Annotated in this window: 20 protein-coding genes; 17 read left to right on the top strand and 3 right to left on the bottom strand. The window is 38.7% G+C overall.

From position 1 onward, the window contains the following. The first annotated feature begins 112 nt into the window (after nt 1-112). The 8 genes from gcvH to FS608_RS30310 all read left to right on the top strand — a co-directional run bounded on the left by gcvH (nt 113) and on the right by FS608_RS30310 (nt 7,277). Nucleotides 113-505: a glycine cleavage system protein GcvH gene (gene gcvH / locus FS608_RS15215; protein ID WP_144552414.1), complete on the top strand. Its 393-nt coding sequence runs from the start codon at nt 113-115 to the stop codon at nt 503-505. Nucleotide 506: 1 nt separating this feature from the next. Continuing rightward, nucleotides 507-1,859, top strand: a complete 1,353-nt coding sequence (gene gcvPA / locus FS608_RS15210) for an aminomethyl-transferring glycine dehydrogenase subunit GcvPA (RefSeq protein ID WP_144552412.1) — start codon at nt 507-509, stop codon at nt 1,857-1,859. Then, the gene (gene gcvPB, locus FS608_RS15205; RefSeq protein WP_144552410.1) at nt 1,852-3,336 is read left to right on the top strand and encodes an aminomethyl-transferring glycine dehydrogenase subunit GcvPB; all 1,485 of its coding nucleotides are present in this window, start codon (nt 1,852-1,854) and stop codon (nt 3,334-3,336) included. Before gcvPA ends, gcvPB begins: the two co-directional genes overlap by 8 nt. Before the next feature lie 117 nt (nt 3,337-3,453). Beyond that, nucleotides 3,454-4,332, top strand: coding sequence for a lipoyl synthase (gene lipA / locus FS608_RS15200; protein WP_144552408.1), 879 nt, complete (start codon nt 3,454-3,456; stop codon nt 4,330-4,332). Nucleotides 4,333-4,360: 28 nt separating this feature from the next. Further along, a complete protein-coding gene (locus tag FS608_RS15195; RefSeq protein WP_144552406.1) occupies nt 4,361-4,666 on the top strand; it encodes a HesB/IscA family protein in 306 nt (101 codons plus the stop codon). Between the two features lie 79 nt (nt 4,667-4,745). Beyond that, nucleotides 4,746-6,146 carry a dihydrolipoyl dehydrogenase gene (gene lpdA, locus FS608_RS15190; RefSeq protein ID WP_144552404.1) on the top strand — a complete coding sequence of 467 codons (1,401 nt, stop codon included), beginning with the start codon at nt 4,746-4,748 and terminating at the stop codon, nt 6,144-6,146. A gap of 66 nt (nt 6,147-6,212) precedes the next feature. Continuing rightward, nucleotides 6,213-7,082: a formyltetrahydrofolate deformylase gene (gene purU, locus FS608_RS15185; protein WP_144552402.1), complete on the top strand. Its 870-nt coding sequence runs from the start codon at nt 6,213-6,215 to the stop codon at nt 7,080-7,082. 21 nt (nt 7,083-7,103) lie between these two features. Continuing rightward, complete coding sequence (locus tag FS608_RS30310) at nt 7,104-7,277, top strand: hypothetical protein (RefSeq protein WP_186328745.1); 174 nt, start codon at nt 7,104-7,106, stop codon at nt 7,275-7,277. A gap of 543 nt (nt 7,278-7,820) precedes the next feature. On the opposite strand, the gene FS608_RS15180 is transcribed toward FS608_RS30310, so the two are convergent. After that, entirely contained in the window at nt 7,821-8,555 is a 735-nt protein-coding gene (locus tag FS608_RS15180) for an SH3 domain-containing protein (protein WP_144552400.1), read from the bottom strand. A gap of 5 nt (nt 8,556-8,560) precedes the next feature. Continuing rightward, nucleotides 8,561-9,481: a hypothetical protein gene (locus tag FS608_RS15175; protein WP_144552398.1), complete on the bottom strand. Its 921-nt coding sequence runs from the start codon at nt 9,479-9,481 to the stop codon at nt 8,561-8,563. A 433-nt stretch (nt 9,482-9,914) separates the two neighbouring features. Between FS608_RS15175 and FS608_RS15170 the strand changes: the two genes are divergently transcribed. The 8 genes from FS608_RS15170 to FS608_RS15135 all read left to right on the top strand — a co-directional run bounded on the left by FS608_RS15170 (nt 9,915) and on the right by FS608_RS15135 (nt 21,538). Next, nucleotides 9,915-10,103 (top strand): hypothetical protein, encoded by a 189-nt coding sequence (locus FS608_RS15170; RefSeq protein WP_144552395.1) that lies wholly within the window; start codon nt 9,915-9,917, stop codon nt 10,101-10,103. 482 nt (nt 10,104-10,585) lie between these two features. Further along, entirely contained in the window at nt 10,586-12,115 is a 1,530-nt protein-coding gene (gene argH / locus FS608_RS15165; RefSeq protein ID WP_144552393.1) for an argininosuccinate lyase, read from the top strand. Nucleotides 12,116-12,289: 174 nt separating this feature from the next. After that, nucleotides 12,290-12,472 carry a Fur-regulated basic protein FbpA gene (locus tag FS608_RS15160; RefSeq protein WP_144552391.1) on the top strand — a complete coding sequence of 61 codons (183 nt, stop codon included), beginning with the start codon at nt 12,290-12,292 and terminating at the stop codon, nt 12,470-12,472. 241 nt (nt 12,473-12,713) lie between these two features. After that, nucleotides 12,714-13,787, top strand: coding sequence for a Wadjet anti-phage system protein JetD domain-containing protein (locus FS608_RS15155; protein ID WP_144552389.1), 1,074 nt, complete (start codon nt 12,714-12,716; stop codon nt 13,785-13,787). Then, on the top strand, nt 13,778-15,289 hold the full coding sequence (locus FS608_RS15150; RefSeq protein ID WP_260871695.1) for a hypothetical protein: 1,512 nt from the start codon (nt 13,778-13,780) through the stop codon (nt 15,287-15,289). Before FS608_RS15155 ends, FS608_RS15150 begins: the two co-directional genes overlap by 10 nt. Beyond that, nucleotides 15,289-16,035, top strand: a complete 747-nt coding sequence (locus FS608_RS15145) for a DUF6063 family protein (RefSeq protein ID WP_144552385.1) — start codon at nt 15,289-15,291, stop codon at nt 16,033-16,035. Before FS608_RS15150 ends, FS608_RS15145 begins: the two co-directional genes overlap by 1 nt. Then, nucleotides 16,013-20,482: a coiled-coil domain-containing protein gene (locus FS608_RS15140; protein WP_144552383.1), complete on the top strand. Its 4,470-nt coding sequence runs from the start codon at nt 16,013-16,015 to the stop codon at nt 20,480-20,482. Before FS608_RS15145 ends, FS608_RS15140 begins: the two co-directional genes overlap by 23 nt. 276 nt (nt 20,483-20,758) lie before the next feature. Beyond that, the gene (locus tag FS608_RS15135; protein ID WP_144552381.1) at nt 20,759-21,538 is read left to right on the top strand and encodes a Cof-type HAD-IIB family hydrolase; all 780 of its coding nucleotides are present in this window, start codon (nt 20,759-20,761) and stop codon (nt 21,536-21,538) included. A gap of 80 nt (nt 21,539-21,618) precedes the next feature. On the opposite strand, the gene FS608_RS15130 is transcribed toward FS608_RS15135, so the two are convergent. Continuing rightward, entirely contained in the window at nt 21,619-21,945 is a 327-nt protein-coding gene (locus FS608_RS15130; protein ID WP_186328744.1) for a replicative helicase loader/inhibitor, read from the bottom strand. Nucleotides 21,946-22,238: 293 nt separating this feature from the next. On the opposite strand from FS608_RS15130, the gene FS608_RS15125 reads away from it, so the two are divergent. Continuing rightward, a complete protein-coding gene (locus FS608_RS15125) occupies nt 22,239-24,575 on the top strand; it encodes a YhgE/Pip domain-containing protein (protein WP_144552377.1) in 2,337 nt (778 codons plus the stop codon). Nucleotides 24,576-24,636 lie beyond the last annotated feature (61 nt).

Raw genomic sequence — 24,636 nt, 5'->3', positions numbered from 1 at the left:
AGAATTCCATTTCATTTTCACACATTGGGCAACATGCGGCTCTACCTAAACAAACTTACTTACATGATCTCAATTGTCAAATTCAAAATCACAAACGAAGGGAAGTAAAATTATGACAAACGCAACTGCAAGTTTACTATATAGCAAGGAACACGAATGGGTATTACAACTAGACGGAAATCGAGTACGAATTGGGATTTCTCATTTTGCACAAAAACAGTTAGGGGATATCGTGTTTGTTGAGACTCCGGAAGTTGATGATGAAGTAACTGTGGAAGAATCAATGGGAACCATCGAATCGGTTAAAGCCGTTTCTGAAATTTACGCTCCTGTATCTGGAACGGTTATTTGTGTAAACGAGGATTTAAACGATAGTCCTGAGACGATCAACGAACAGCCATATGATGCAGGGTGGTTAGTAGAAGTGGAACTATCCAATCCAGAGGAGTTAAAATCCCTTTTAAATGAAAATGAGTACCAGGCATATATTGAAGGAGGGGAATAAGATGACCAACACATTTAGATACCTTCCTGATACGAAACAAGATCAAGAGGAGATGCTAAAATTTTTAAACATGTCTTCAATCGATGATTTATTTGAAGACATTCCAAAAGAAATACGTTTAGAGGGTGAGTTAAACATTCCAGAAGCGGTTCCAGAGCCGCTTCTTTTGAAAAAAATGCAACAGCTTGCTTCAAAAAACAAAAATGCCAATAACTATCCAACCTTTCTTGGTGCAGGTACATACGATCACTACATTCCAAGCGTGGTAAATCATATGATTTCACGTTCAGAATTTTACACAGCTTATACGCCATATCAACCGGAAATCAGCCAAGGTGAGCTGCAAGCAATTTTTGAATTCCAGACAATGGTTTGTGAGTTAACAGGAATGGATGTTGCCAACTCTTCTATGTACGATGGCTTTACATCACTTGCAGAAGCTGCCTCACTTGCTGTTTCATCAACACGGCGTTCAAAAGTGCTGGTATCAAAAGCGGTTCATCCTGAATCCCGATCAATATTAAATACAGTAGCACGCGGCCAAGAATATACAGCAGAAGAAATCAATCTTGTTGATGATGTTACCGATCTAAGAGGATTGAAAGAACAAATGGATAAAAGCATTGCCGCCGTTATTGTTCAATACCCAAATTTCTTCGGATCAATTGAAGATTTGGCAGAAATTAAAAAAATTGCGGATACACAAGGAGCATTGCTCATTGTAAGTGCAAATCCACTGGCTCTTGCCCTTCTGCAGGCACCTGGTAAACTCGGGGCAGATATTGTAGTGGGTGATATGCAGCCATTAGGAATACCACTGGCTTTTGGAGGCCCACACTGCGGTTATTTCGCTGTTCACAAAAAATTTATGCGTAAAGTACCTGGGCGGATTGTAGGACAAACAACAGATGAGCAAGGAAAACGTGGATTTGTCTTAACGCTGCAAGCACGTGAACAGCATATTCGCCGTGATAAAGCGTCTTCTAATATTTGTTCCAATCAGGCATTAAATGCTCTTGCTTCTTCTATTTGCATGACTGCACTTGGAAAGCAAGGAATTCGTCAAATGGCCCAGCTAAACATTGAGAAAGCTGATTATATGGCAAAGTGTCTGCAAAAGGCAGGCTTTATCATTATCAATCAATCACCATTTTTTAATGAATTTGTGGTGGAAATTCCTCGTCCGGTCAAAGAGGTCAACACCAAACTGCTTGAGGCAGGAATCATCGGAGGATTTGATTTGGAAAGTGATTACGGTTTTGACAATCAAATGCTTATTGCAGTGACAGAGCAGAGAACAAAAGAAGAAATTGACCAATTTGTAAAAGTATTGGAGGAAGTAGTAAATGATTGAATATAATGAGCTAATCTTTGAAATTAGTCGTCCAGGGCGTATGGGTTCAAGCCTTCCGGAATCTGACGTGGAGAGCATTGATTTAAACACGAAATACCCGAAGCATTTGATTCGTGATGTACCAGCCGAGCTCCCGGAAGTATCAGAGCTTCAGCTTGTACGTCATTACACAGCCCTTTCCAATCGAAACCACGGAATTGATAATGGGTTTTATCCATTAGGTTCTTGTACTATGAAATACAACCCGAAAATTAACGAAGATGTTGCACGTTTGGACGGCTTTAGCCGTATTCACCCCTATCAGCCAGCTGAAACGGTTCAGGGCGCTTTAGAGCTTTTATATGATTTGCAGGAAGAGTTAGCTGAGATCACCGGCATGGATTCCGTAACGTTACAGCCATCTGCAGGAGCCCAGGGAGAATGGACTGGCTTAATGATGGTAAAAGCGTATTTTGAACAAAAAGGAGAAAAAAGAACAAAGGTCCTTGTTCCGGACTCGGCGCATGGTACAAACCCTGCCAGTGCAACGGTTGCCGGATTTAAAACAGTCACCATTCCTTCCAATGAGAATGGGTTGGTCGACTTAGAAGAATTAAAAAAGCATGTGGATCAGAATACAGCCGCATTGATGCTGACAAATCCTAATACACTTGGATTGTTTGAAAAAGAAATCTTGGAAATTGCCAAAGTTGTTCATGAAGCTGGCGGCTTATTATACTATGATGGAGCAAATGCCAACGCCATTCTAGGAAAAACAACACCGGGTCATATGGGCTTTGATATTGTGCATTTAAATCTTCATAAGACGTTCACGACACCTCATGGAGGCGGCGGTCCAGGAGCCGGTCCAGTCGGTGTGAAAGAGCAACTAATTCCGTACTTACCTGTCCCACGTATTGAAAAAGACGGTGAGAAATATGTACTGAACTCAAATCATCCGCTATCAATTGGCCGTGTAAAAGGATATTATGGAAACTTTGGAATTTTGGTTCGTGCTTACACCTATATTCGTACGATGGGACCTGTAGGATTACGTCAAGTATCTGAGGGGGCAGTGCTTCATGCGAACTACCTCCGGAAAAAACTTGAACCGTATTTCGATGCTCCGTATTCACAAGTTTGTAAACATGAATTTGTCTTATCCGGTTCTAGACAGAAAAAGCTGGGTGTAAGAACACTTGATATGGCAAAACGGCTCCTTGATTTTGGTTATCATCCACCGACCATCTACTTCCCGTTAAATGTTGAGGAGTGTTTGATGATTGAACCTACAGAAACGGAGTCAAAGGAAACAATGGATGCCTTTGCTGATGTGATGATAAAAATTGCCAAAGAAGTAGAAGAAAACCCAGAGATCGTGTTAGAAGCACCACATACGACAGTCATCGGCCGGTTGGATGAAGTACAAGCGGCGAGACAACCAATCTTACGATATATAATAGAAGAAACTGATCAAAAAGTAATAGTAAAATCTTAAACAGATGATTGAACCACTAGGAATGAAGAAATGGAGATAATAAACCTTCTTATGATCTCATTCTTGGTGGTTTATTAAATACTAAAAATCTAATGTCTGTTCTTAGGAGTGATAGACATGTCTACAATTGATGTTCGCAAACCAGAATGGTTAAAAATAAAACTAAATACAAATGAACAATATACAGGCCTAAAAAAAATGATGCGTGAAAAGAAGCTTCATACTGTCTGTGAAGAAGCAAAATGTCCAAATATTCATGAATGCTGGGCGGAACGGAAAACCGCGACTTTTATGATATTAGGAAGTATTTGTACGCGTGCCTGCCGGTTTTGTGCGGTTCAAACAGGTCTGCCGACAGAATTGGATTGGGAAGAACCAGAGCGTGTTGCAGATTCTGTGGAAAAAATGGGCCTTAAGCATGTCGTGATTACTGCTGTTGCTCGTGATGACTTAAAAGATGGCGGAGCGGGGGTATTTGCAGAAACGATAAGAGCCGTAAGACGCCGAAATCCATTTTGCAGCATTGAAGTCCTTCCTTCTGACATGAAGGGTGAATATGAAAACTTAAAAACATTAATGGATGCAAGACCAGATATTTTAAATCACAATATTGAGACCGTCAAACGGTTATCACCAAGTATTCGGGCACGGGCAACGTATGAACGTTCCTTAGAACTTTTACGCCGGGCCAAAGAAATGTATACAACTATTCCAACAAAATCAAGTATTATGATTGGTCTTGGGGAAACAAAGGAAGAAATCATCGAAACGATGGACGATCTTCGAGCGAACCATGTGGATATTATGACAATTGGTCAATATTTGCAGCCAACCAAACATCATTTAAAAGTTCAAAAGTATTGGAGTCCACAAGAGTTTGAGGAACTAAAAACGATCGCCATGTCAAAAGGATTTAGTCACTGCGAAGCCGGTCCTCTTGTTCGCTCCTCTTATCATGCGGACGAACAGGTCAATGCCGCAACCGTAACAGTGTAATGAAATTGGCGTTAGGAGAAGAAGGTCGATGATGATAAAAATGACAGAAGCGGCCATTAACAAACTAAAAGAATTGTTGGCCATTGAAAATTTAAATCCTCGGATTGATGCCGAAATTAGCGGCGGATGCGGAATATCTGTTAAGTTTTCGATTGTATTTGATGAACCTAGGCGAAACGATTTATGTATAGAGGTCGAAGGGATCCAATTACAAATAGACCGTTTTACAAAACGCTATTTAGATGAAGAAATGCAAATTGACTATAGCGAAGAACAAGGTTTGGTAGTTGGGGAAAGCTTTGCCTCAAGTGCATGTGCCATTCCAATCGATTAATCGGTAGAGAAGCTTATAACTATATAGTAAAGATTCAGCCGTTTTACGATAGATATAATGTTAAGAGGAGATAACGGACATGACAAAAGAATATGATGTCGTAATTATCGGTGGTGGCACGGGTGGGTACGTGGCTGCCATTCGCGCTTCACAATTAGGTTTAAGAGCGGCGGTTATTGAAAAAGGAAAAATCGGTGGAACATGCCTTCACGCTGGTTGTATTCCGAGTAAGGCCTTATTAAGAAGTGCAGAAGTATTCGCTCAAACAAAGCATGCAGATAAGTATGGTGTAATTGCCCCTGTAGTTGGTCTTAATTTTTCAAAAGTTCAGGCCCGGAAAGAAGAAATTACGGATCGCCTATATAAAGGTGTCCAACATTTAATGAAAAAAGGAAAGATCGATGTATATGATGGAAAGGGAAGTATTACACAGACAAAAGATGTGTTAGTCGAATTGAATAATGGTGAAGGGGAAGTCATTTTAAGCCCCAAAAATATTTTAATTGCCACAGGATCCCGTCCAAGAACACTTCCAGGCCTAGAAGTGGATGAGAAGTATGTGATGACATCGGATGAAGCACTAAAAATGGAGAAGCTTCCGGGTTCTATCATTATCGTTGGCGGCGGTGTTATTGGAATTGAATGGGCATCGATGCTTTCGGACTTCGGCGTCAAAGTTACCGTAATTGAATATGCCGATCGCATTTTACCAACAGAGGATACAGATATTTCAAAGGAAGTACAGCGTTTAATGAAGAAAAAAGGAGTAAAAATCGTTACTGGAGCAAAAGTGCTTCCAGAAACGCTGGAAAAAAGTGAGGGTGTGTCCATTAAGGCGGAGCATAAAGGCAAAGAAACACCATTTTTTGCAGACAAACTTTTGGTATCTGTAGGGCGCTCTCCAAATACAGAAGGATTTGGACTTGAAAAAACGGCCGTTGAACTAAGCCCAATTTTTATTAAAACAAATGAGTTCTACCAAACAAATGAACCGAACATTTACGCAATTGGTGATGTCATAGGCGGCTTGCAGCTTGCCCATGCTGCCTCACATGAAGGGATCATAGCTATTGAACATATGGCAGGTAAAACTCCTAAACTACTTGATTCAAACCTTATTGCCAGATGTACCTATTGCAGTCCTGAAGTAGCGAGTGTCGGACTCACAGAGGAATCAGCGAAGGAAAAGGGATATCTAGTGAAAGTTGGTAAATTCTCCTTCCGTGCGATTGGAAAGGCATTGGTTTTTGGTGAATCAGACGGATTTGTCAAACTAGTTGTTGAGGAAGGAACGAACAAGCTTTTAGGAGCCCATATGGTAGGTCCCCACGTAACGGATATGATAACGGAGGCTGGACTTGCATGTGTATTGAATGCAACAGCAATGGATATTGCCCATACAATACACCCGCACCCTACATTAGCCGAAGCAATAGGTGAAGCAGCCCTTGCAGTGTATGGACAGGAAATTCATGCCTAATCCATTACGAAGGTATTAGCCCTTCTAAAATACATAATTAATAAACTAAAGGATGGTGTAAAAGCGGTGATCACAAAATCAAAGCCAAACCGGGCAAAATTACTAATTTCATGTCGAGAAAAGCCGGGTATTATCTCGACTGTCACGAATTTTTTATTAGAACACAAAGCCAATATTGTCCATTTTGACCAACATACAACAGATCCAAGAGCAGGTATGTTTTTTATGAGAATCGAGTTCGAGTTGGAAGAATTTGAATCTTCTATTAAAAAGCTTGAAGAAGATTTACATGAGATCGCGCGGGATCATACCTTAGAATGGCAGTTGAGCAGTAATGAAAAAAGAAAGCGGATGGCTATCTTTGTTTCGAAAACTGATCATTGTCTAAACGAACTTCTTTGGCGCTGGAAATCCAATGAAATTTCAGTAGATATCCCAATGGTAATTAGTAATCATACTAGTTTAAAAGAAGTAGTTGAGAGTTATGGTATCCCTTTTTATCATATCCCTATGTCTCATGAAACGAAAGAAGATGCCGAACAGAAAGCATTAGAATTGATGAAAGGGAAGGTGGACTTAATTGTCCTTGCTAGGTATATGCAGATACTTTCCCCTAACTTTATTTCTAAGTATCCTAATCAAATCATCAACATCCATCATTCATTCTTACCAGCATTTGTTGGCGCAAATCCTTACGTGAGAGCGTTTAACCGTGGTGTAAAGTTAATCGGTGCAACCGCACATTACGTTACGAATGATCTTGATGAAGGACCAATTATTGAACAGGATGTACAGCGAATTAATCAACGTTATACAGCAGAGGATTTAAAGACAGCCGGACGTCATGTGGAAAGAAGGGTTCTAGCTGAAGCTGTTTCCTGGCATGTTGAGGATAAAGTACTTGTTCATGGTAATAAAACGATCGTATTTGCTTAAGATTATAAGGAGAGGGAGCCATTGCCAGGAAATGAACTTGTAGGGGACCTGATTAATATCCTTTTAGCTATACTTTGGATATGGATTTTTCTTCAAAATAAACGAAAGCGTACGGTAAACCACGCACATGTTTTTCTGTTCGTACTTGCAGTGGGGATATTACTCAATTCACTTTATGAAGCAATTAATAGTTGATGGGTTTTTGGGACAGGGTTAAATGTAGATTGGTTTAAATAGATTATTAGATAAGCTAAAATTAGAGGCTTTAATGGTTAAAATCTTGCTTTCTATTATGGAAGGCGGGATTTTTATTTTTGTTAGAATAGTGATGGTGAAAAATTAGTTACCACAAGTCCAATACTTTATAAGAAAGCCGAAGGAAAGGTCATCATCAAGCGAATGAAGATCAATCTCTTCCGGAAAACCAATGAAAACGGTCATCATCAAGCGAATGAAGACCAATCTCTTCCGGGAAACCAGTGAAAACGGTCATCATCAAGCGAATGAAGACCAATCTCTTTAGGAAAATCAGTGAAAACTGTCATCTAAAATAGTTTCTGTTATAGTTGGAGGTTCACGGTTTGATACATCGGGGTAGCTTTAAATAAGGGGAGGGGACTATACCTATTGGAGTCCGCCCACCTTATTTAGGTTGTTCTATGAACTGGAAAAAGGATCATTAAAACATGGGGTTTTTCCATTCATTGCGACACTAAGATGGTAAATATCTCACTCAATTTATTTTTCCTTGACAATCAGGGCTGAAACCCAGCCTTCGATCCCGTTTGCGGTTTGAACTTTTAGCCACGTAATTCCTTTGGAATCTACTTGTTCTTCATTCAAAAAGTGCATTATTTCTCCATTTGTAATAGTGTATAGATGAGGCGCGGTTAGTGTGGGAGCTTCACGAATATTTCCGCCTTCTTCATATTTCTTATTTAAAATTAATTCTTTTCGTTCAGGTGAAGCCACGGATGCTTGTATGTGCACATGTTCTTGGTTTAACCATATCTCTACTTTCTTCCATTTTTCTGTATACCACTCATTTGGATTGTTGATGATTGCTGCAGTAAGCAAGATTACTAAAGTTGTGGCAGAATAGAAGGTCCATCTTTTAATTCTTTTCCTATTCCTTTTCCGTTTCATGAAAAGCTGAATGATTTTGTTGAAAAAACTTTCGAACAAGGCAAACATTCCTTCAATGATATCAATCCAAACAGGTATACCCGATTTTCCTGCTTCTCTCCGGCTTCTTTGCATCGTGCTAAGAAGTGCCATGATTGGGTAAGAAAGGAGATGATGTACTTTTTTCAACAAACGGGACAACAAGTGTAAGAAGGGAGGAACCATGTACAACAAAATCAGCCTTGCGAACTGCAGGAGCACAAAGAGAGCTAAAAAAATTCGGAACCATTCCGGCAGGACAGAAATAAGTGACCAGATCCAAAACAGCTGATTTATAATGGATTCCACAATCGCTAGTCTCCTTTATTTAAATAGGATGATAGTTCTCTCCTTGGACCAGAAATCTGCTTCTTTCCATTGATGTTTTCCAGATTGACAGGGAGGTAGGGGAATAGCTTTTTTAGCTTGGCCAATCTTTGTTCTGCCTCAAACTGGTCAATAGAGTGGTCGTTGATTAAGTTAAAAAGTTGTTTGTTCACCTCATATTTGAAGGCTTGGTTTTGGCCAAACTCCGATTCCACTAACCGTTTTGCCATTTCATTCTTTTCTCCAAGCTTACCTGCAGTGATAAAATCACCTGCATGAAGAGCTTCTTTAATCGAGGCTGAAATCCGGCGCGCTTCCTCCAAGTCCAGGGCCTCTTGATAGGCAGATAGTTCGGCGTTCCGGTCTAAATCGGCGATGGCCTCATCATGGCGCTGATCCCGAATACCTTGCCGGATCAAAACACGAACATTACGAACCACAATTCCAGCCTCTCTTAACACCTTGACTAATCGTGAGGTTTGAAAAAATTCTTCAATATGCCGGGCAAAACTCAGTTCCTCTTCAATCGGATAAAATCGTGCTTCCGACTCAACCCAAAAGGGCAGATTATTGTTAAAAAGGTGGCCAATTTCTCCTGCATTTTGTTGAACTAACCTTTCGGGGTGTTCAATGGCAATATCAATAAATAAATTGACAGAAAACCTTCTTCCTCTTGTAGCCGATGGGACTTCCTCCTTGTAGGTGATGGTATGCTGCTGCATATTGACTGTATAAACCCTTTTATATTTGCCAATCCGCAATTCACTACGTGACAGACGCTCCCCATTTTTAACTGCATAGTATTCGTTGTGATCATTCACATAAACAAAGGCATGGGTCATAGATGAAGCAGGCGGCTTTTCCAAAAAACTAAATTTCACGTCTTTTACATCTTCAATAAAATGCATTAGGTTATTCCCTCCAGATTAACGATTTTCAGTGAGAGATCACTTAGGCTTGTCTAATTCTATGCAGACAATCGGAAGAAAAGCCCCAAATCTATGCAGAAATTGGGGATTGAGGGAATTGAAGTTACATAGAAGAAATTTTCTACAGTTTATTATATGGAATCATACAAAAAAACTAAACCTAGTATATTATTCTTAAAATTCTTAGTTGATTTATAGGATTAATGTGTTTTATAATTTAAACAAATAAGTGGGAAATTAAGTAAAAGCTGACTGGTCTTCTAGAGGCTCTTTATTTAGGATTAATTATGATCCTAAATAGGGAGCCTCTTTATTTCTAAAGGGTTTCCATGGAAATAAATAAAAAAAGGAGGCTCTATTTAAAGTCCAATTAGTCATAATATGGGATAAAAAAAGTGAAAGGAGAATTTTCATGAACGATGGAGAGGTAAAAATGTGGATAAATGATTATTTAGATTTGTACCTGTATGCAAAAAGTATGAATGATCTTTTATGGCAACAAGAAATTATTGAAAAACTACAACTTTCCCAACATTTTAATATAAGAAATGACACATTCATTGATTCTAAAAATCTATTGGAAAAATATGAACAAAATTAATCAAAAATTAGTATTATTTATTAGAGGTTGCGGGTTATCATTTTTAATGTCAAGTTGTTGAGACTGAATTCAACTGGCTAACGATTGCTAAAAATTTTTTATTAAAACAAATTCGTGTGAAAAAACCGTTGATTAATATTTGGATATAAGAACCGTTTTGTCTTTTGACTTCCCCATCCTATTATTATCCCCATAAACTACGTAACTAGTAATCAATAAGTATCAGTCTGTAAATAAAATAATCCGTATAAATCCAATAGGCATAAAAAAAATAATTGTCTTCCGAACAACTGATGGCATGAATATACAATGTTCATGCTTTTTTTATAACATAAAAAGGCTACAGACATAAAATAAACAAAGGATTCAAACTTTCTTTTTCCTGTTTTATTTTCAAAAATTTACTAATCATTTAAGGTTTATTCATACTTGTAGTCTTTTTGCAGAATTAACAATTTTAGGTATCTATAGGGGGCATTGTGATGAATATTAAGGATAGCTTTTTTGAAAAGGAAGGGCGGAAGTTTCCAGGGGCGACCTATTCAGAGGTAGTATTGGCACCTGCTTATGATCACGCCAAACAAACTTTACTAGAGCCGATGCTAGCTATCCATAAAGCCCACCTGATTATGTTGGTGGAACAGGGATTGCTACAGGTGAGTGAAGCTTCGCGAATTCTGGAAGGGATTTGCTCACTTGATAAAAATGCACTTCTTCAATCCACCTATGATGGACAGTATGAGGATCTTTTTTTTCTTGTGGAAAGTCAGATTATGAATGTAGCTGGTGAAATTGGCGGAAGTTTGCACCTAGCCCGGAGCCGGAATGATATGGGTATTGCCATTTACAGGATGGTTCTTCGGGACAAGATTCTACTCGCCACCCGGGCGTTGCTTTCCTTTCAAGAAACACTTTTGAAGGTGATTGACACCTATAAGGAAACCATTGTCCTGGGGCATACCCATACGCAGCAAGCCCAGCCGATGACATTCTCCCATTATCTTCTGGGTATGTACGATGTCGTTGACCGTGACTTGAAAAGATTAAAAGCAGCCTATGATACATGCAATGCCAGTCCTCTCGGCGCGGCGGCCCTCACTACCACCGGATTTCCAATTGACCGAAACAAAGTCGCAGAGTTATTAGGATTCCCGAAAATCATTAAGAGTGCCTATGATTCGATTGGCGGTGCCGATTATTTGGGGGAAATTGCAACGGCGATCCAATTAACCTTTATCAATCTCGGTCGGTTTTCCCAAGATCTTCTCTTATGGTCCAGCCAGGAATTTGCAGCGATTCGTGTGGCAGACCCTTATGTTCAAACAAGTTCCATTATGCCGCAGAAAAGAAATCCAGTTTCACTAGAGCATATTCGTGCATTAAGCTCAAGTGGTATTGGAAATGCTCAAACGGTACTTCAAATGTTACATAACACACCATACGGAGATATAAATGATACCGAGGATGACCTTCAGCCGTATTTATGGAAGGGCCTGCATCTAATTGATCAAGTTTTTCGGTTAGCAAAAGTGGTGGTTGGAACGTTGGAAGTAAATGAAGCACTATTAAAAAGAAGGGCCCAAGAAAGTTTTGCGACAATTACTGAATTAGCCGACACGCTATTTAGGGAAGCAAACATCCCGTTCAGAACCTCTCATACCATAGCCAGCCAGGTGGTGAAAATTGCCTTGGCGAGGGGACTGAATGCTACTCATGTAACATCTGTCCTCGTAGATGAAGCGGCAAAAGCCGTTGTCGGTGTTCCGTTGAATTTACCGGAGGAGATCATTCGTATAGCAATGGACCCAGAACACTTTGTTAAAATTCGGTCACTGCCTGGCGGACCAGCCCCGGAAGAAATGAAGCGGGCGATTGTTGAAAGAGAAGCTAGTTTACAATCCGATATTTCTTTAACCGATACTGAGGTTAATCGAATTACAGTTTGTATGGAAAAACTTGACCAACTGACAAGCCAGTGGGACAAAACAGATGAAGACAACCAACATATTTAAATCTAGATGATTTGAATATGTTGGAGTGCATTTTTTATTTAACTTTAATTCCTACTTTACACATAGGAATTATAGGTTTATAATAAACTTAATCTAATAAAAAATGTAATCAGACTGAATTTAAAGTTTTTTTTTCAAGGGAAAGTTATTTAAAAAACTGAAGGAGTGTTTATGATGAGAAAAAACGAGGAAAAAAAGCGGCAAAAACTTATCAATAAACTCATTTTTTTAAATGTATATAACAAAGAAGATCAACAGCTTTATAATCTGCCATTGTCCAAATTAGAATATGAGTATAAGAGATTTAAATTACAAAACCATCCTCATGGTGAGTTTGGCTCTATTCAATGGGTATAAAATAGATTTGCTTGATATTGATATACATGAAGTTCAACATAATTAACCGCACGGTGATTTTTCACTTGTGCGGTTTTTTGATAGACTCGCACCCTAGGTTCACCTGTATTTAGCGTTGTTTATCGGTCATTATTTTAAGAAAATTTCATTTACCAACCATATCACAACTAGTTTATAATAAAAGGATGTCCAAATTGGATAGTAATAGTCTATTTCTAAGAAACTAAGAAGATTTAAGTAGGTGAATACCATCGACATCATTGAAACAAGGGTGAGAGGTTTTATATCTGATATTCGACACCCGAAGCAAAAAAAGAAAATAAATATAAACGATTTAGAACTTCAGTTACGGAAGCTTATGGATGATTATTTTGAAATGGATGGATATTCGTTGTTTTATCTTGCAATCGAAACATTGCAGGCTGAAGGAGTACTGATCCCAATTCAAAATAATCAATATAATGGAAGAACACCTTCTCTATCATTACAATATTGGGTAAATATAAAAGTTCAGGAAAACAAATGGGATCGACTTGAAATGATGAAATTAGGTGATCAGTTTGATTTTTCCTTTTACGAACGGTATCCCGAATGGCAAACGAAAGATGAATGGAATCGAATTCAGAATGTCTATTCATTTCTAAAGTCCAGTCAGGAACGGGAGCTCGTGTCAGTAGAAGAAAGAAGCCTGGAGCTTTTTGGTCATGAAAAATTCTTACTCGACAGTGATAGCTATCCGGATGGAAAAGAATTTTTAGCTAGAATTGGCATTGGAGAAGACCAGCTTAAAATGGTGAATTACGGCGAGCCTTTTGTCTTTTGGATGAAACAAGGGAAAGAAATGAAAGATATTAATAGAGTTCTAATCGTTGAGAATCTATCATTCTTTCATACATCCATTAAGTTATTGGAAGCAAATCAACTCGACTATGAACCGGAACTGATTATTTATGGTGAAGGAACGAAAATTGAACGGAGTTTTTCCTTTTTCTTCAGAATGTTTCCACCTAAATCCTATCTTTTCTATTATGCAGGTGATCTTGATGCTGCAGGTTACGGAATCCTCATTCGACTTATCGAAAAATATCCAGATTGCTGTATTCAGCCTGCCTTAAAAATTTACCGAAAGATGCTCGAATGTCTAGAACAAAGGAATGACCAAAAACAAGGTCAAACACAAAACCTCAAATACCGTGATTTATTCTTTCAATGGTTTACGGAAGAAGAGCAAGTGCGTTTACAGCATTTATGGCAGGAAAATAAGAGGATAGCACAAGAAGTGTTAACAATCGAAACATGGAGGCGATGGATGTGAACGAATCATGGGAAGGTTTCGCCCAGCGGATGAAACGATTAAATCCATTGTTTGAACTTGGCAGGGGAATGGAAGTAGGCGAACTAAAACCTCATATTCAAACCATTCTTATGCAAGTGCTCCTCACCATCTTTTATCGAGAATTAAATGATGACAATCATCGAAGTAAATCCGATATCAAATATATGGTGGAAGATTCGATTAAGCAAATGAAGCTTTTAGCAGATGATAAGCAAATTGAACGAATTACAAGTGGGCTTTTATATCAGGGAAAGGAAGAGTATAGTAAACCGTTTGAAGCCCTATATTACGATGAAATCAGACAATCATGGGAAACGCAAACCTACCGATATGTAACGATGGATGAATTATATACGAACTTAGAAATAGGTGGATCCATTGTTTATAAACTCACGGATGTCTCTCAGGAAATGATTTTTATGAGCAGGGAAATGGCAGAGGAATTCTCCATTACGATAGAACAACTCTATAGTATGCAGTTGATTAAAAACGGTAATTTTCGAAAAGCTACGCGAAACCTCGATCACCTCATTTCACGAGTAAACCGCTTAATGGCAAATGAATTCACCTTTCAAAAAGAAATGATCAACAATCCCAAAATCTTATTGATGGAAGAGGAATGGCAAAGGGCCGCCAATCGGGTTGAAATTGAAAAACAATTTGAAGAAGAAAAAAATCACTTCCGTACCATTACAAGTATGATAGAAAAGACCAAACTCAGGAATGAAGAAGATGATTATATGCAGAAAGAATTGATTCTTCTTCAAGAAAAAATTGGCCATACAAGACAATTGCATGATCGTTTTGCTAAGCTAGTCATTCAAAATATTTCCTATGAGATGAAATTAAAGGCGGAAAACCCTTCATTGTTTTGGGAAAACAGTCTCGTTTCATTTCGAGAGCATTTTTATGAAAATTGGTTCATGAAGGAAGGGGTCAAAGATTTCGAGACGATAGAAGGTGTGCTTTCTCCGTTATTTTCACCTAAAAATGAATTTATTCTCCCTCTCGATTGGATTTGGGGAGAACAAGAATTTGATGAAAAACAACTTACAGATGCCATAATCGAAGAAGAGGCTGAAGAAAGTATTACTCGTTTGCGAGTGACGAACTGGGATTCAGTTATTAAGGCATGGAGTTATGTTTTTCAATTTTTACAAACAAACGGAGAGTTCTCGTTAGCTGATTTAGCCGAGATGCCACTGGAAGTACAGGATTTATGGTTTGAAGAATCTGAAACGATTGATTTGTGGATGATGTTCGATAAAAAAACGCTGAAGGTTCAAGTGCTGCATCGAAAGGAAGAAACCTTAACAGATGAGAGGGAAATTCTTCTTTATAAATTAATGAAGGAATATCCGCAATTTCAAGTCTTCGAAGGCTTAAAGATTTATACCATGTTTGACCATCGTGCGGAGCCTTTTCTATGGTATCAAATGAAAATTACCCCTTTTAAAATATGTGTTCAGGAGGAGAAATGATGAATGCAGAAACAATCAAAAGAGCATCATCTGTCTATTTTACTCTATTAAAAGATAAAGTCATCGATGAAAATAGCGAACACTTTCAGACGTATTTTGATCCGGAAGTGAGACAGACGGTTCTTTTATTAGCAGACGAATCAGGTACATATATCATTGAATCGCCTAAACGGATCCACTTAGTTGTTCAGCCAACCGGCTCTGTCTTTGCTACGAATTTTACTCATATGAAAGAGAAGCATCGGCAAGTTGAAACGAAAAAACATTTTCATCTGATTAGCGTTGTCATTATGTCTTTTTTAGCATCCATAGACCGCAACCAGGCTGCAAAAATCCGCACAAAGCGGGAAGGGATTAGTTACTATGCATTAGAACGGCAAGTCAATGACTTAATGATGAAATGGGAGAGCATTCTTAAAGTTGAACCGACCTTCGGTGAAGAAGAACGGATTGATATGAAGGAAGTTGTGACCACATGGAAATACATGGAGGTTGACACGGATGATTATGGGAGTAAAAAAGGCAATCGACGGACCCGAATCGGTTTGATTGCCAGCGCAATGCGCTTATTGGAGACAGAGGGGCTAGTTGTCATTCTTGATCGGGACGATATAGCTAAGGTTATTCCAAAACAAGAGCTTTTTGAGCGAATTGAATACTTGTATCACGATTACGATCGTTATGAAGTTTTTAAAAAATTAATGACTACAGAGGAGGATCTGCATGCCGAAAATCCATCGAATTAGAATTGTTGGCCTCAAGTATGATGGCATGCAAAAGCAGTATAAAGATACCACATTTAATTTTCATAATGATGAGACATCAACAAATGGGCTCATTGCAATGATGAATGGGGGTGGGAAAGGTGTGTTCCTCCAGACCATATTCCAAATACTCAAACCTGGAACTTCGTGGGGAAAACAAAACAATCGTTATTATCAGCAGTTTTTCTTTAACAATAAAGAGCAATTTATTCCCTATACCTTTCATGTTCTTATTCAGTGGGAATTAGATGGGGCGGACGGCCGGCATCTAGTAACGGGCGGAATGTTCTCAGCAGAGCAGCGGATCTCGATGAATGAAGAAGGTGGACATGAAGGTAAACCTTTGGAACAGGAAGCAAAGATTAATCCTATTTTTACCTTTTATACGAGAGAATTTGAACGGAAAGAAGAAGCATCACTTGAGCATATTCCACTCTATGAAAATGGTGAGGTTGCTGAAACGGAAAGTTTGAAGGACTATCTAAAATGGAATGGATATGACGTTTACCGAGATCCCAAGAAGCACTATCGTATCCTTGATACATACGGAATTAATCGTAAAGACTGGGATATTATGAAGGACATTAACAAGGATGAAGGCGGTGTTGGAAAATATTTTGAGGGAGCTGAGGATGATCATTCTCTCTTTCAAAAACGAATCATTCCTACCGTAAGTCAAGTGTTGATTCGAACCGAACATCAAAAGAATGATCTTGTGGAGATTTTCAAAAGTCAGGCAAGTATCGCTAAAGACCTGCCTGTACTCTTAAAGAGGGAACAAGCCCATAAAGAGTTTTTAGAAGACATTGTTCCATTTGAAGAGCACTTAACAAAAGGAGTAGAACATAAAGAAATTGTACATGCAAGTATACAAACAGGAAGACAACTGCTTGGTGCCTTAGAACATTTGAAGCAATCAGAAGAGGAAACGCTGCAAGATTTAGAGAAAAAACTGGAAAAATTATCTATTAGACAAGCAGACTTACGCTATCAAAAAGATAATTTAGAGTTTGCGAAAGCTCACAGAGAGGTCATGAATTGGGAAAAGAAATTAGTGGAAGAAAGGGAGAAACATTCTTCCTTACAAGCAATCGTTAAAGAGAAACAGGAACGAAAAGCACAACTGGACTTTCAGCTGTTATTAAAGGAGTGGAGTGAAAACGAACAAACTATTCGCTCTCTTTCACAGCAGATCGCGACATTGGAACAAAACAGCGGCTTAGAGCAAGTGAATCAAAGAATGGAAGAAATCAAACAAGAAGCTAAAAAGCAATGGGAGCAATCCTATCTATTGATTCAAGATGGTGTTAAACAGTATGTGGGGTATCAAAAGTTCTTAAATAAAAAAGCATCAGGGTTGTTGCAGCAGGATAAACAAAAGACAAAAGAAATGGCTCAACTAAGTACTGAGATTGATTTTCTTTATACGCAAATGCATACGTTTGAGTCGAAGGAAGCAGCACTTATCCAAGAATTTGGTGATCGCTTAACCTATGACTTAAAGGGTTTGATAGAGAGTCACTTGAAACAAATTGAAGATAACAAGGCTGGATTAATTGAGCTGCAAGCAAAAGATCAAGAATCTAGTGAAAAGCAAAATCAACTTGCCACTTCACATGGTACGCTTGTCCAATCGATTCAGTTTTCAGAGGAAAAATGTCAAGACTTAAACTTAGCAAATGAAGAGCAAAAGCAAAAAGAGGCAAAACTATTAGATAAGCTTCTTGGTTTACTAGACGATGTCACAGCACCTTTTACTCAATCTCTCTTATCGAAGTATGCGATACAACTAGAAGAAATACTAGGCAATAACCGCCAACAAGCTGAACAAATAAAAAAGGAACTTTGGGAAACACAACTCGACCATTCCTTAAACGATGAGCCCTTCTGGATCGCAAATAAAGATGTGAAGGAATTAAAGGAATGGATCGATGAGAAGACTGGGATTGATGTATTTTATGGAACCCAATTCCTCCAATCATTAAGTTCAGCGGAAATGGCTCATTCACTTATGACGTATCCGCTCCTCCCATATGGGTTGGTCGTAAGCGGACAGCAATGGCAAAAAATTAATCAGCAGGTGCTTACAGGAAGGATGTTTAAAAGTCCTGTACCGATTTTTATGCGTGAGGAAATGAACAGCGAAAATCACCAGCCAACCTTTTTGATGATTAACGGAATCGAGAAAGAACTATTAAGTGATAAAAATCAATTCACTAGCTGGAAAATAACGATTGCTAAACAAATAGACGAAAAGAAAGATACGCTTCTTGAAATAGAAAAGACAGAAATCTCCTTGCGTCGTATTTTAAAAGAAATTGATCGTTTTTTATCAAGCGAGCTTTCTAGTGATATCGAAAAAGCTCTTAATCAGGAACAAAACGCTCTACTTTCTAAAAAGACGCAATTGCTGGAAATTAAAACACAAGAAGAAAAAGAAAAAGAAATACAGCTACAGTTAAAAGAACAACTGGAAAAGACAAAAGGTAAGATCGAGAAACTTACAAGAAATGTAGAAAGATTAGAGGAGTTTGATCAAGAAAAAACTCTTCACCATGAAAATAAACGGGTAAAACTAGAGAAAGAAAAGCTAAAGGAAACTGTAGGTGTTCAGCAGCAAGAAATAGGGAAAGAGCACCAGAATACCGTTGAATTACAAAACCAGTGGAATCAAACGTATGTGGAATGGAAGCTTACAACCGAGCAAAATATAAAGGAAATCCGGTTCTTTATAGAAGAAGCAGCTTTTCCTGCTAATGAAAAAGCAGACCCATGTGAAGAGGTCCCACATCTTTCAGTGCATTTACTACAAGAGATAAATGGCAGTACGAAAGAGTTAAAACAGCTTCAAAAATCAAAAGAGGAACAGGCTAGAGAATTACTTGTTCTTCAAGCAAAAAGAGAAACCGAACAAAAGCAGCAAAAGAAATTAGAGAAAAAACTCACAACCCATGATCAAGACTGGAATAAAGCAGCAGAACCAGATGAACCTATAAGTATATTAGAAAATATGCTGCAAACTGCTCAGAAGGAAGCGAAGACTGCAGAAAAAGAAGAACGGGAACAAGGAACGGCTGTAACAGTAGCGGAAACGTCCTTAAAGCATGTGGTTGAACAGCGAGATAAGGCAGGAAAGAAACTCGAGAAACATGAAAAACAGCCTGAACAGTGGGAAGACCTTGACCTAGAAGTAAAGGAAGTAGAAATTAAAGACCAAACGAAATTAGCGAAAGAAGAAGTCAAGCAGGCTGAGAAACGCCAAAAAGAGACGGACACCAAAATTACGGGTTATGAAGGCGATTTGTTAACCTTATCCGTTATCTTAAAAGAGGAAGCTGCAGTTTTTACGAATGATGATCTAGAAAAAATTAAGAGTCAAGGTAAAGCATGTATTCTATCCTGGTGTGAAGAACATCAAGCGATTCAGGAAGAGGGGCAAGAAAAACATGCGAAAATTGATCAATCGTTAAGGAATTTAAAGCTCACGATTGAAGGTAAAGATTGGGAGATTCGTTTTAAAAATGAAGTGTTAACGACACTAGACCATATGGATACAAGGCATTATACGCATATCCAGACCATCGTTAAAAATATGAAACGGTTTTCACAAAGTGGATTGGAACAATTAGAACGCGACAAAGAAAGAGCAGAAAAGGCTCAAAACTTCTGGGCCAGCCGTGCCAGCATGAAAGTGTTGAGCATTGCAGAGGCCATTCGTTCCATGGTTTCAAAAATGAAGCTAAAAAATGAACGGGGATCCTTCCCACTCGTCCAGCTCAAAGAAGATATTTTACCTAAAAAGGCTGAAGATATCGAACCACTGCTAAAGCAGCACTTTGTAACTGCGATTAACAAAATTACCAAACAATTTGATATGATTGATGACAATAATCGAGTATTAGATGAAGAAATAAAACAACTCATAAGTGATGAGCAAATTTTATTTGTATCACTCCGAAATCGATACCCTGAGCTGCTCGTCTATAATATGCGTACAGATAATGCCTTTATGTACGGCAAACCGCAAAAAGAACATTATTCAACCTGGCAGACGATTAATCAGGGTTCTAAGACGAAATCCGATGGCAGCGGCGGACAGAAGTTATCAGCCCGAATGGTGATGATGATGATGTTATTATCCGTCAAAAGCGAAACCGATCAAAGTTGGGTTCCTTTAGTCTGTGATAATCCATTCGGCCAGGCAGCATCAGCACATGTCCTGGACCCGATCTTCGCAGTCGCAGAAAAACTGAAGTTCCAATTTATCGTCGTAACTCCTCCAGAACTGGTGAAAACGGAAATCAGCCAAAGATTTGACGCCTATTATAAATTAGACTTCATTCGTGAAAAAGGAAAAGAAATTGTTTCAGATACGATTGTTCCAGCCTTTCGGATTTATCAGGGCCAGGGAGAGGCAGTTGTTCAATAATATAATACTAAAACAAAAAAATCTCACTTTCTTTCTGGAAGGTGAGATTTTTATTTGTACACGGGAAACATTTGTGGGTGACTGGCGGGCGATACTCTCGGATAGTGTGGAATACTCTCGGATAAGAGTAGAATATTCTCGGATAAGCTGCCGATATCCTTGGGGAGATCTATAACCAAAACTGAGGTATGGTACAAAAAATTAGGCTGTATTGTTCGAGTGATTTATAATGGTACATAATAATTTAAAAATACACATCGAAAGTTGGAACTAAAAATGAGCGATAAAAGCATTATATTCTTTGATATAGATGGAACGTTGCTTAATCATGATAAAGAATTGCCTCTATCAACGAAAGAATCCATTTTTAAATTAAAAGAACTTGGACATGAAGTAGCTATTGCAACTGGCCGCGCTCCGTTTATGTTTGAGGATCTGCGAAAAGAATTAGGGATTACTACATTTGTAAGTTATAACGGACAATACGTCGTGTTAAAAGAAGAAGTGTTATATAAAAATTCTTTAAATGCCTCAGCAATTGAAAAGTTAACAGAAGCAGCTCTTCTGAACAATCATCCGGTAGTCTTTATGGATCACGAGGATATGAAAACGAATGTACCAGAGCATAGCTACATTACAGAAAGTATTGCTACATTAAAAATTGGCCGTTTTCCTTCGCACGATCCGAATTATTACAAAGGACGCGAGCTGTTTCAAACTCTCCTTTTTTGTCCAGAAGGGGAAGAGAAACAATATGAACAGGAGTTTCGTGATTTTGATTTTGTAAGATGGCATCCTGTTTCAGTCGATGTACTCCCTAATGGCGGCTCAAAAGCAAAAGGGATTGAAAAAATAGTTGAAAAACTAGGTATTTCAAAAGAAAACCAATTTGCCTTTGGTGATGGGCTTAATGATTTGGAAATGCTAACAACCATAAAAAATAGTGTGGCAATGGGGAATGCGGAAGAAAGTGTAAAGGCAGTCGCAAAATATGTGACAAAATCCGTTGACGACAATGGAATTACTCATGGTCTTCAAATGGTGGGGCTATTATAACTTCATACAGATAAACAATAAAAACCGAAATATAAGGTTTCTTATTGAAACTTTATATTTTCGGTTTATTTTTTATCCTGCTAAACATTTTTTCTTGCTGAATATTCGCCAAGCCACTCAGGGATAGTATTTCGTTGATCAGATTTCCATTCACGTTTCATTCTTTCCCGTCCATTTTGTAATGTTTCTGGGAAATCATTTTCTTCAGAAGTGAATACAGCAATATCAGCAAACGCAGGCGGAAAAGGACTTTTTCGAATGTGATTTTTCACCAGCGCCATTACCTTTTCATAATCCATTTCAGAACAAAATTGGAACCATTGCTGGACCGTCTCGTTCTTAAATATACAGTTAGGATAAACTGATTCAATAAGTATTAAAAGTTTAACTACCTCTTCCTTGGTCATCGTGAATCCTCCTCTAAAACATTTTCTCTTCATGACCCATCCGTTCCATCAGTAGGGCATGGTTGTTTGCCGTTTTTCTCCGCTACTAGTATTGACTTGATGGTCTTTTCTCAAAATAAATATCAACACAGAAGTGGTTGAAACTAAAAATAAGTTGTGGTATTATAACAAAGTCTTATAAATGACTAAAAAACTAAAACGGTCAATAAGGTGATATTTTTTGTCCTAAAATGACTGAATGGGGATTATGGTCACAATGGAGTAAGATGATAATTATGAATGAGGTGATTTGCATGAGATTTTTCCCTTCTGTGAAAAGTGAATTTATGCGGATTTTTCGCACGCGTAAATTGCTAATCGCCATTATCGGTGTGATGACGATTCCGGTTCTATACAGTGGAACCTATTTATGGGCCTTCTGGGATCCATATGCACATTTGGACAGAATGCCTGTGGCGATTGTCAATAATGACCATGGTGCCGAGTTCAATGGAGACCAGATAACAGTTGGCAGGGATTTAGTTGAGAACTTGAAAGAGAAAAAAACTTTTAATTGGAATTTTGTCAGTGCAGAAAAGGCAAAACAAGGCTTGATGAATCAGGATTATTATTTGGAGATTGAAATTCCAAAAGATTTTTCAAAAAATGCCACGACGCTGCAAAGTGAAAATCCCCAAAAACTAAATCTGATCTATACCGTTAATGAAGGTAATAACTATTTATCATCCAAAATCGGCGATTCGGCTGTTGAAAAAATTAAAGAAGCCGTGTCCGAATCCGTAACGAAAACCTATGCGGAATCTATGTTTGACAGTTTAAAAGATGTCGCTAAAGGGTTGAACAAGGCAAGTGATGGAGCGGGGGAACTTTCAAACGGGATGGCAGAAGCCAAAGAAGGGGCCGGCAGTTTAACAGATGGAATTACATCTGCTAACAGCGGCGCAGAAAAATTAACGAATGGTGCAAAATCAGTAGATGATGGCGCCAAGACGATCAAGCAAAACCTTGAGGTTTTAGCGGATAAATCTGTAGCTTTTTCAAATGGTGTAGTTTCAGCTTCAACGGGTTCTGAGCAGCTCCAGAGTGGATTGCAGAAATTCAGCACGGGCCTCACCAAAATGAAAGATGCCAATACGAAGCTGTTAGCAGGTTCGAAAAAAGCGGAGGATGGCACGAAGCAATTATCTGATGGTTTAACATCTGCTGCAGAAAATGTTCCAAGTCTGCAAGACGGGTCAAAGCAGATTGTAAATGGTTCTGAACAGCTCTCAGCTTCCTTAGATAGTTGGAAGACAGGAGCAGAGGAAACAAAGTCCGGTGCCGACACGGTCAGTCAAGGCCTTCAGAAGCTGCTCGACCAAGTAAGTAGCATGGAGGATAATACGACTGATCCAACAGAGAAGGAAAAACTAAACGCACTAAAGGATAGCCTAACCAAATTGTCGAAAGGCAGCCAGCAGGTGGCTTCTGGTGTAGGAGATTTGTCAAGCAGTGCTGAGCAGATAAAGCATGGCTCTGATTCATTAGCCACAGGTGCAAATCAGTTGAATAAAGGTCAAAAGCAATTAGCTGATGGTATTAACCAATTATCTGGCGGGGCTAAACAGGTATTAAATGGACAAGAACAGTTAACCCAAGGACTTACCCTGTTTGGTACAAAGATTGATGAAGCACAAAAAGGATTCGGTCAAATTGAAAGTGGTTCAAGCAGCCTAACTTCAGGTTTAGGGAAATTATCATCTAGTTCCACTTTATTGAATGAAGGGACAAATAAGTTAGCACAGGGCGCTAATAAATTAGCATCTGGCACAACATCACTATATCAGGGTGAAAAAGAATTAAATAACGGCATGTCCGCCCTTGCGAGTGGTTCGAAGGATTTAAATAGCGGGATGACTAAACTAGTGGATGGCTCAAAGAAATTGGGCGATCAACTATCTGAAGGAGCAAAGGATGCCAGTGATATAAAAGCCAATGATCGAGTTTATGATATGTTCGCTGAACCAGTAAAACTTTCGAACAACAAGATGAATCATGTTCCAAACTACGGCAGTGGATTAGCACCTTATTTCTTGTCACTTAGTCTTTTTGTCGGTGCTCTGATGCTCTCCGTTATTTTTCCAATGTTTGAACCAGCCTCGGAGCCGAAAAACGGGTTTAGATGGTTCATTGGAAAAACAGGTGTTATTTTAGCAGTAGGAATTGGCCAGGCGCTTTTAGTCGATGCGGTTATGCTGTTAGGTCTTGGTCTCGAAGTGAAGAGCATTCCATATTTCATTATGCTAAGTATCTTTACGAGCTGGGCATTCTTAGCCATCATCCAATTCCTTGTTACAGCTCTTGATAATCCGGGACGTTTCTTAGCGGTTATAATCTTGATACTGCAGCTAACAGGCAGTGCAGGAACGTACCCGATTGAACTAGGTCCAACATTCCTGCAAAATATAATGAAATACTTACCTATGACCTATTCGATTTCTGGCTTCAGGTCGATTATTTCAACCGGTGATTTTGGTTATATGTGGAATAATATCGGGCACATTGCGATTTTCTTAGTTTTATTCCTAACTGCAACTTTGACATTTTTTATCGTCAAATTCAAAAAGCAGTCTTCTTTACAGCCACAGTAATCTTTAATATAGGGAGGCAGGACCTTTTTAAAGGCCTGCCTCTTTTTTTGCTTTCTGGAGG

This window comes from Bacillus sp. X1(2014), from assembly GCF_007678255.1.
This window is presented reverse-complemented; position numbering and strand designations above follow the sequence as displayed.

Excerpts from the sequence above, each read along its gene's own strand:
- gcvPB (WP_144552410.1), top strand. The coding sequence starts at position 1,852 with ATGATTGAATATAATGAGCTAATCTTTGAAATTAGTCGTCCAGGGCGT.
- FS608_RS15140 (WP_144552383.1), top strand. The coding sequence starts at position 16,013 with ATGCCGAAAATCCATCGAATTAGAATTGTTGGCCTCAAGTATGATGGC.
- FS608_RS15170 (WP_144552395.1), top strand. The coding sequence starts at position 9,915 with ATGAACGATGGAGAGGTAAAAATGTGGATAAATGATTATTTAGATTTG.
- gcvPA (WP_144552412.1), top strand. The coding sequence starts at position 507 with ATGACCAACACATTTAGATACCTTCCTGATACGAAACAAGATCAAGAG.
- FS608_RS15150 (WP_260871695.1), top strand. The coding sequence starts at position 13,778 with ATGGATGTGAACGAATCATGGGAAGGTTTCGCCCAGCGGATGAAACGA.
- FS608_RS15160 (WP_144552391.1), top strand. The coding sequence starts at position 12,290 with ATGAGAAAAAACGAGGAAAAAAAGCGGCAAAAACTTATCAATAAACTC.
- FS608_RS15130 (WP_186328744.1), bottom strand. The coding sequence starts at position 21,945 with ATGACCAAGGAAGAGGTAGTTAAACTTTTAATACTTATTGAATCAGTT.
- gcvH (WP_144552414.1), top strand. The coding sequence starts at position 113 with ATGACAAACGCAACTGCAAGTTTACTATATAGCAAGGAACACGAATGG.
- FS608_RS15125 (WP_144552377.1), top strand. The coding sequence starts at position 22,239 with ATGAGATTTTTCCCTTCTGTGAAAAGTGAATTTATGCGGATTTTTCGC.
- FS608_RS15145 (WP_144552385.1), top strand. The coding sequence starts at position 15,289 with ATGAATGCAGAAACAATCAAAAGAGCATCATCTGTCTATTTTACTCTA.
- argH (WP_144552393.1), top strand. The coding sequence starts at position 10,586 with ATGAATATTAAGGATAGCTTTTTTGAAAAGGAAGGGCGGAAGTTTCCA.
- FS608_RS15195 (WP_144552406.1), top strand. The coding sequence starts at position 4,361 with ATGATGATAAAAATGACAGAAGCGGCCATTAACAAACTAAAAGAATTG.
- FS608_RS15135 (WP_144552381.1), top strand. The coding sequence starts at position 20,759 with ATGAGCGATAAAAGCATTATATTCTTTGATATAGATGGAACGTTGCTT.
- FS608_RS15175 (WP_144552398.1), bottom strand. The coding sequence starts at position 9,481 with ATGCATTTTATTGAAGATGTAAAAGACGTGAAATTTAGTTTTTTGGAA.
- lipA (WP_144552408.1), top strand. The coding sequence starts at position 3,454 with ATGTCTACAATTGATGTTCGCAAACCAGAATGGTTAAAAATAAAACTA.
- lpdA (WP_144552404.1), top strand. The coding sequence starts at position 4,746 with ATGACAAAAGAATATGATGTCGTAATTATCGGTGGTGGCACGGGTGGG.